General features: G+C 37.8%; 6 protein-coding genes and 1 riboswitch. Of the genes, 4 read left to right on the top strand and 2 right to left on the bottom strand.

Annotated elements, in window-relative coordinates; translation table 11 throughout:
* Positions 1 to 222: 222 nt before the first annotated feature.
* The gene (orn, locus tag V6256_RS11340) at positions 223 to 762 is read right to left on the bottom strand and encodes an oligoribonuclease (protein WP_341598326.1); all 540 of its coding nucleotides are present in this window, start codon (positions 760 to 762) and stop codon (positions 223 to 225) included.
* A 96-nt stretch (positions 763 to 858) separates the two neighbouring features.
* Between orn and rsgA the strand changes: the two genes are divergently transcribed.
* Genes rsgA through ilvA form a run of 3 tightly spaced genes read left to right on the top strand, consistent with a single transcriptional unit; the run spans position 859 to position 4381 of the window.
* Positions 859 to 1899 carry a small ribosomal subunit biogenesis GTPase RsgA gene (rsgA, locus tag V6256_RS11335; RefSeq protein WP_341598325.1) on the top strand — a complete coding sequence of 347 codons (1041 nt, stop codon included), beginning with the start codon at positions 859 to 861 and terminating at the stop codon, positions 1897 to 1899.
* Between the two features lie 26 nt (positions 1900 to 1925).
* A complete protein-coding gene (asd, locus tag V6256_RS11330) occupies positions 1926 to 2804 on the top strand; it encodes an archaetidylserine decarboxylase (protein WP_341598327.1) in 879 nt (292 codons plus the stop codon).
* A 41-nt stretch (positions 2805 to 2845) separates the two neighbouring features.
* Entirely contained in the window at positions 2846 to 4381 is a 1536-nt protein-coding gene (gene ilvA / locus V6256_RS11325) for a threonine ammonia-lyase, biosynthetic (RefSeq protein ID WP_341598324.1), read from the top strand.
* Between the two features lie 879 nt (positions 4382 to 5260).
* Here ilvA and V6256_RS11320 read toward each other — a convergent pair.
* Positions 5261 to 5533, bottom strand: a complete 273-nt coding sequence (locus tag V6256_RS11320) for a hypothetical protein (protein ID WP_341598323.1) — start codon at positions 5531 to 5533, stop codon at positions 5261 to 5263.
* Positions 5534 to 5676: 143 nt separating this feature from the next.
* A riboswitch (cobalamin riboswitch) is annotated at positions 5677 to 5842 on the top strand.
* 132 nt (positions 5843 to 5974) lie between these two features.
* Between V6256_RS11320 and V6256_RS11315 the strand changes: the two genes are divergently transcribed.
* On the top strand, positions 5975 to 7876 hold the full coding sequence (locus V6256_RS11315) for a TonB-dependent receptor plug domain-containing protein (protein ID WP_341598322.1): 1902 nt from the start codon (positions 5975 to 5977) through the stop codon (positions 7874 to 7876).
* Positions 7877 to 7903 lie beyond the last annotated feature (27 nt).

The raw sequence follows: 7903 nt of genomic DNA, 5'->3' as shown, positions 1-7903 counted from the left end.
GTGACCCCAACCTTGGCAAGGTTGTGCTCTACCAACTGAGCTAGTACCGCATCACATTCCCGTAACGTATTTCCTGAAGCTTTGGTTCACCTCATGCGTTACAGGGTGCGAATTATAGAGATGGAATTAATGTTTGCAAGCTTTTTTTAGCTATTTTTAGCTTTATAAAGTTCATCTGCAGAGTTTTTGAACAGACCGCCTTATATTTGTTCAAAAAGCATCCTAGTAACGAAAAAAATGTTTCTGGTAGTGCTGTAATTCAGAAATAGATTCCTTAATATCTTGCAGCGCCAGATGTGTTCCAGTCTTTTTATGTGCTGCCACCATATCAGGTGCCCAACGTCGACCTAACTCCTTGATCGTACTTACATCAATATTACGATAATGAAAAAATGCTTCTAGCATCGGCATGTATTTTACTAAGAAACGACGATCTTGACCGATACTATTACCACATAAAGGTGATGCGCCAGGAGAAACCCACTCTTTTATAAAGTCTAGAGTTGCTTGTTCCGCTTGCTCACAACTCACTTCACTTGCTTTAACGCGAGCAGTCAAACCAGATTTACCATGGTGCTCAATACACCATTCATTCATTGAATCCATGGTTTGATCGCTTTGGTGAATAACCAATTGAGGCCCCTCAGCGAGAATATTTAAATCACTGTCAGTTACTATTGTTGCAATTTCGATGATCTTGTCACTGTCAGGGTTTAGCCCCGTCATTTCCAGATCAATCCATACTAAATTGTTTTTATCCATTCTAATAACCACCTTTTCTCTTGATGAATCGCTATTTTATGTAAAAAATAGCGTATAATACTCGATTCAAATCATCAGTGGTAGCAAAGGAAATCTGTGGCTAAGAAGAAAAAACTCAGTAAAAACCAAATTCGTCGTGTTCAAACTAACCATAATAAGCGCCTAGCGCCTAAAAACGACAAACAATGGGACGAATCTGAACTAGGTCCTCAACTAGAAGGTTTAGTCGTAAGCCGCTTTGGTCAGCATGCAGATATTGAAGATGAGCACGGCAAAATTGAACGTTGTACTCTACGTCGTTCAATACGCTCACTAGTAACTGGTGATAGAGTTGTATGGCGAGCAGGAAAAGAATCCCATCAGGGAATTAGTGGCGTTATCGAAGCAGTACATCCACGTAAAACCGTATTAACTCGTCCGGACTATTATGATGGTATTAAACCTATTGCAGCCAATATCGATCACATCATTATCGTCAGCTCAATTGCCCCTGAATTTTCTCGCAACATAATCGACAGATACTTAGTCGCTTGCGAAGATATTGGCATTACCCCTATTATCGTCTTAAACAAAGTTGATTTACTTGATAGCGAGTCAGCAGAAGTCATTGATAAAGCATTACAAGACTATCGAGATATTGGTTATCAAGTGATTTATAGCTCTAAACATGGTGATGGGTTAGATAGCTTAAAAGCGGTAATGAAAGACAAAATCAATATTTTTGTTGGTCAATCAGGTGTAGGTAAAACATCGCTATTAAATATGTTATTACCTGACGTTGATGCAGTGACAGGTGAAATATCTGAAGGCTCAGGTTTAGGTAAACACACAACAACTACCGCACGTTTATATCATTTTAAAGATGGTGGAGACTTAATTGATAGTCCGGGAATTCGTGAGTTTTCATTATGGCATTTAGAAACAGAGCGAATTGCCAGTGGCTTCATTGAATTCCGTGAACACCTTGGCAATTGTCGTTTTAGAGATTGTAAGCATTTAACAGATCCAGGTTGTGCCTTGGTTGCAGCAGTAGAAGCAGGACAAATTGAAAGCGCAAGATTCAACAGCTTTTTACGTATTTTAGAAACCATGGATGATGCAAAAAATGCACGTCATCGTGATCCTAATACTTATTAAAATAATATTAAAAGAGAATTCATATGATCGACAAAATAAAAATTATTACTCAATACATATTACCGAAACACTCTCTAACTTGGGTAGCAGGTAAACTTGCGAATGCAAAAATGGGCAAATTTACTACCTTTCTAATTACTCATTTTATTAGAAAATACAAAATAGATATGAGTGAAGCTAAACTATTAAATGCATCTGACTTTGATACCTTTAATGACTTTTTCACTCGTGAATTAAAAACTGAATTAAGACCCATCATTGAAGGTGAAAATAACTTAGCAATTCCAGTTGATGGCTGTGTTAGCCAACAAGGTGAAATAAAAGCAGGCCGTATTTTTCAAGCAAAAGGACATGACTTTAGCTTAAGAGAGTTACTCGGTGGGCGCGATGATGTTGCAGCACCTTTTGATGAAGGTCTTTTTTCTACGATCTATTTAGCTCCAAAAGATTACCATCGTATTCATATGCCAATCACAGGTAAGCTAGAACAGTTAATTTTTATTCCAGGCGACCTCTTTTCTGTTAACCCTTTAACAGCTGAAAATGTGCCAAACTTATTTGCACGAAATGAACGTGCCGTTGCGATATTTTCAACTGCGGTAGGTCCAATGGCAATGGTATTAGTCGGTGCGACGATTGTTGGTAGTATAGAAACCGTATGGGAAGGCACTTTAACGGCACAAAAAGATAAAGAATTACAATACTGGGATTATAAAGATCAAGATATTACCTTAGAAAAAGGCGCGGAAATGGGACGCTTTAAATTAGGCAGTACCATTGTTGCTGTATTTCCTAAAGATAGCATTCAATTTAATGAAGAGATGTCAGCTTCAAGTGTTACACGTTTAGGAGAATTATTTGCAACAGTAAATGATCCCCTACAAACTGATACTGTAAGCGAATAATTCGCTCAACTAAAACACGCACATTAAATGTAAGGTTTATAATGCCAACAATATCTAGTGAACAATATTTAAAAAAAATATTATTAGCACCTGTTTATGAAGCAGCTATAGAAACAAAACTACAACCATTAAATAAATTATCTGCTCGCTTAAATAACCAAGTATTATTAAAGCGAGAAGACTTACAACCTGTACACTCTTTTAAGTTACGCGGTGCCTACAACAAACTGTCTAACTTAAGCGAGCAACAAAAAAAGAATGGCGTGATCGCAGCTTCTGCTGGGAACCATGCGCAAGGCCTGGCTATGTCGGCTCAACGAATGGGCATCAAAGCGACCATCGTTATGCCTAAAACAACGCCTGATATTAAAGTAAATTCAGTACGCAGCTTTGGGGCAACCGTTGTTTTAACCGGCGACTCATTTGATGCCGCTAATGCTTACTCTTTAGCCTTAGCAAAGGAGCATGGTTATACCTTAATCCACCCTTTTGATGATCCTGATATCATTGCTGGACAAGGCACAGTCGGTAAAGAACTTTTACAGCAAGATGTACATCTCGATAAGATATTTGTCCCTGTCGGTGGCGGTGGCTTAGCAGCTGGGATTGCCGTTTATATTAAGCAATTACTGCCTGATATTAAAATTATCGCTGTCGAGCCTGAAGATGCAGCCTGTTTAAAAGCAGGACTAGCGGCAGGTAAGCCTGTCACTCTGCCAAAAGTTGGTTTATTTGCTGATGGTGTAGCGGTAAAAACCATTGGTCAAGAAACATTCCGTTTATGCCAGCAATACATTGATGAGGTGATCACCGTCAGCAGTGATGAAATATGCGCCGCTGTTAAAGATATTTTTGATGATACCCGAGCGATTGCTGAACCTGCTGGCGCACTGTCATTAGCTGGTCTTAAAAAATACAGCCAAGAAAATGCATTAACCGGTCAACGCTTAGCTGCGATACTCAGCGGTGCCAATGTCAATTTTCATAGTTTACGTTACGTGTCAGAACGATGTGAACTTGGTGAGCAAAATGAAAGTATTCTTGCTGTTACCATTCCTGAAAAGCAAGGCGCCTTTTTAGCTTTTTGTAATGAGTTAGATGGCCGTGCAATCACAGAGTTTAATTATCGTTATAGCGATCGTAAACAAGCTAATATTTTTGTTGGCGTAAGAACTCCTCAAGGTTTTGAAGAGTTATCAACTTTAACAGAAAAGTTAACAGCATCCGGTTATCGAGTCGCTGATTTAAGCCATGATGAAACAGCCAAACTGCATGTGCGTTATATGGTTGGTGGGGTTCCTTCTGAGCAGCTGAAAGAACGTTTATATAGCTTCGAATTTCCAGAGCATCCAAATGCGTTAATTAAGTTTTTAAATCTATTGGGTATGCACGCTAATATCACTCTATTTCATTACCGTAATCACGGCTCTGCTTATGGACAAGTACTGGCTGGTTTTGACATTGACGGACAACAAGTCGAAGAGTTTAATCAACACTTAAATGAACTGGGTTACAACTACAAAGATGAAACCTTAAACCCTGCTTACCAATACTTTTTATCTCATACTAAAAGCTAAGCAGAAGGTTTTTATTTAAAACATCAATGCCTAATTCATCATTTGATTTAGGCATTGATGTTAGTTTATCGGCTCCCTTGCAAATGAGTATTTGTGTGACTAAAAAATCTAACATCATCACTAAACCTATTCATTTCCACTAAACGTCATCCCATCTCAAAAATACCATCATACTCCCCCTTCAATATCACAGAGTCAGCATGGTTAAGTTAGCGTTTGAACTATCACCATTATACCAATTATATTAAATAAGTGATCTAAATTTTGCGCAGGAAAAATGACTGAGTTCAAGGCGTAATTTGAGTTAAATAGTTGTTCTATTTACGAAAATTACAACGAAGAAATAAGTTATTTTAACAAGCAAAATAGATCAGTTAATTAGTGTGATTGGTATTACTCAGCTTAGCCGCTTCAATTATCAACAGATAAGCTAAAAAGTGGCGAAATAATTGATAGCGGGACAGTACCGAAAGCATTGAATATTCAAGAGTGCTAAATAATAAGCCCCCACCGACAATGGCAGTACTTATTGTCGCAATTTTTATTGGTCACAGCATCGTATAATCGAAAGTTGTGCCACATTTTCAGTGAGAATACAAAAAAGAAAGCTTTTCCATTTGTACAGGGTATAAATGGTTAACAAAATAAAGAGAAGATGAATAAGACTACTGATCCACGCATTAATAGCACCTCCATCTAAGGTTTTGGCATATATTTGTGCAATCATACCTGTGCTTATAAAATCCCAAACATAAAAGCGGATAGTACTTAAACGTAAAGTCACTAAGACAGGTAAAATCTTAAACCAAGTAGTGTTTATTTATTTTGACGTAAACTAACAGTCGATGCATATTGTAACTGGACAGCTTGCCAGAGACTTTAATCGTCTATGTCTTTAACGTATCCATTCAATGCATCAGAAAAATTAACAATATGCTTATTTTGAGCTGTCAAAGCATGTGCTAGTAAAATATCAACACCCCGCCTTTTTTGCTCATCTAAAAAATGAACTTCTGGTAGTTCAGCGACTTCTGAGTTTAATGCAGATGCCTCTTCAGTTGGATGAACCTCAACAATATTTGAAAGGCTAAGCGTGGCATTTGTCGTTAATGGTACAAACAAAAGCAATAATAAAAATAATAATTTTTGCATCTAACTCTCGCAAGAACTTGTAAAATATTCAGCTAACTTTAACCGTAAATAATATCAACCATTACTTTACCAATCTAAAATAACCGTGCATTTTTTAGCAAAAACACCCCATATTGGCAATTGACAGGCCGCCTAATTTACCTATAATCGCGCCTCTGTTACGTGCCTGTAAACTCTACAAGCTTAAATGGGAAGCATGTCCCGCTAATAGTCTTTAGCGAAAAATCATGCGCTGCCCCCGCAACTGTAAATAACTTATTTAATATTATGAGTTATCAGCCAGATACCAGCGTAATAACGTCACATTCTAATTCACGGGTTGGTTAATTAGAGCGTAAAGATGATAACTATGTCGTGACGAATAACAGGGAGGTTTTCTGTTTATTTGGGCCACGATAGCCTCAAGAAAACTTCTGAATATTTTTATACTAAGGAAGTTTTATGTCCACTTTTCGTTACACCCCGATCACGTTAGCTGCTATCAGTTTATTCACTGCGCCTGTTTTTGCTGAAGACACAGCAACAGAAGAGACCGGTGAGCGAATGAATATTATGATCGTAAAAGGCGTCACTAATATTATTAATGATGAAGACAGTCGAACCGAAACAGGCACTGCGATTACGATCATCACCGAAAAAGATATCGAACAACAACAAGCAACAACCGTTGCCGATATATTAAAAAACTCTCCAGGGGTAACAATTGCTTCCAATGGAGGGCTAGGCAAAAAAACATCTGTATTTATGCGCGGAGCTGCATCTGAAAGTGTAGTTGTAGTCATTGATGGCGTTAGGGTAACCGATCAATCTTCAGCAAGTGGAGGCTTTGACTTTGCTAACTTAATGGCTGATGGGATTGAACGTATCGAAGTTATTAGAGGATCACAAAGTGCACTATGGGGAAGTGATGCACTAGGCGGCGTTATTAATATTATTACCAAAGAAGGTGGCAACGGGTTCAATGCTACGGGTACTGTTGAGCTCGGTGCAAATAACTATGCTAAGCAATTCGTTAATATAAATGGCGGAGATGAAAAAGCACACTATTCATTGTCGGTTGCTAACCTAACGACTGACGGAATTAGTGCAGGAACTGGCAGTGATGATGATCCTGATGATGATGGATATCGTAATACCATGGTCAATTTTAAAGCGGGTTATCGATTCAACGATATTTTTGCTATTGATGGCGTAGCTCGTTATACCGATGCCAAAAGCGAATACGATGCTTATGGTTATACCTCAGGAGCTGATAATGACGTTTATAGCTTAGATGAACAACGTACTGCAAAAATTAACCTGTATGTAAACTTACTTGATAGTCGTTGGAACAATCGCTTATCTCTCTCTTATGCTGATACGACTTCAGAAAACTTCGATCCTAACGGTTGGAATGGGGATTATACAGAAAACTCTGGCGAAACAATCAAGGCAGAAGTACAAAGTGACTACCTATTAAGTACAGATAACTTCGAACAACGATTTACTTTCGCAGGTGAAATTCAAAAAGATACCTTTTTACCATGGAATTCAGGCTCTACACCAGATGAACAAAAAATGGAGAGCACCGCTATTATCGGAGAATACCATCTCAATTGGCATGAAAAAGTATTCTTTACAGGTTCTCTTCGCCATGATTTTAATAGTGAATTTGATGATACTAACACTTATAAACTAGCATTAAGTGTATGGGCAACAGATTCCATCAGGTTGCATACGAGTCATGGTACAGGTGTAAAAAACCCGACATTCAGCCAGCTATTTGGCGCTTATGCAACGCCTGATTTAGAATCAGAAACGAGTATTTCTACTGATATGGGAATTGAGTATAACTTTGCCAACCAACGAGGTTATATTGATTTTACCTATTTTGATGCAGAATATGAGAATGGCATCCGCTGGAATCAAACTTTAAATACAGGCAATGGAGCCTATGAAAACCAAGATGAGAATGTACAAGGGATAGAACTGAGTTCAACGTTTAATGTAAATGAAGATTATACTATCAGCGGCCAATACACTTACTTAATGACAGAAGATGGAACGGTGGATAAAAAAGAGCTTATTCGTAGGCCAAAACACAGTGCTACACTTAATAACAATTATCAAGTTAATAATAAGTTAAACACAAACCTTGGTATTAATTATGTGGGTGAAAGATATGATTATGGTTATGTTGAGCTTGATGATTATACATTAGTAAACCTTGGTGTCTCATATCAACTAACTGAGCATTTTTCTATTCATGGCAGAGTAGAAAATGTACTTGATAAAGATTATGTTGTGATTACTGACTATGGTGTTGATCCTTTTTCAGCTTATATCGGTGTGACCTTTAAATAGTTTGTTCATCAACTACTTCAACATAAC

The organism is Psychromonas aquatilis, assembly GCF_038155185.1.
Lineage (GTDB): Bacteria > Pseudomonadota > Gammaproteobacteria > Enterobacterales > Psychromonadaceae > Psychromonas > Psychromonas aquatilis.
Note: the sequence above shows the minus strand (reverse complement) of the source record. Positions and strands in the feature narration are given on the sequence as shown.